Origin of the sequence: uncultured Aquimarina sp., from assembly GCF_947500065.1 — a bacterium.
GTDB lineage: Bacteria > Bacteroidota > Bacteroidia > Flavobacteriales > Flavobacteriaceae > Aquimarina.
Genome location: NZ_CANMQT010000046.1, coordinates 1 through 465, shown reverse-complemented (window position 1 = coordinate 465; position 465 = coordinate 1). Strand labels below are relative to the sequence as shown.

Annotated in this window: 1 protein-coding gene; it reads right to left on the bottom strand. The window is 29.9% G+C overall.

Annotation, left to right across the window (positions count from 1 at the left end; translation table 11 throughout):
- Nucleotides 1–30: 30 nt before the first annotated feature.
- Nucleotides 31–465: hypothetical protein (locus Q0975_RS28370; protein WP_299444375.1), on the bottom strand; the 435-nt coding region annotated here is incomplete at its 5' end.

The following is a 465-nucleotide window of genomic DNA, read 5'->3' as shown; positions in this document are numbered from 1 at the left end:
GATTTAATAGATGATGTTACTACACGCTTTTTATTTCCGCCATATTAGATATTCGACTGTCATTCCTTCAATTTGCCATTTTTTCACGGAATAGTCATCTGCTGTTATTAAAGAGTCATTTAAAGTCTTTAAGTTTCCTTTTAATCGATATTCTATTTTAGAGTTTTTTTGACTTGCATAAATATTATAATGAAGATCAGCGCGGAAACTCAGATTTGGTCGGTTTATAATAAGAGAGTCAACAGTTAATCCAATCGATACATCATATTCATCTTTTATTTTTACATGTTTTGTTGATAGATCTTGAACGATATTCGAATCATAAGAGTCCATAGAAACAAAGAAAATTTGTTCATTTAGATATGTTACCTCATAAAGATTGAAGTTAGGTCCGTCTTGTTGTCCAATTTCCTTTTGTACTTTAAATTTAGGGAACGTTAGTTCAAGTTCACGTTTGATATTTTT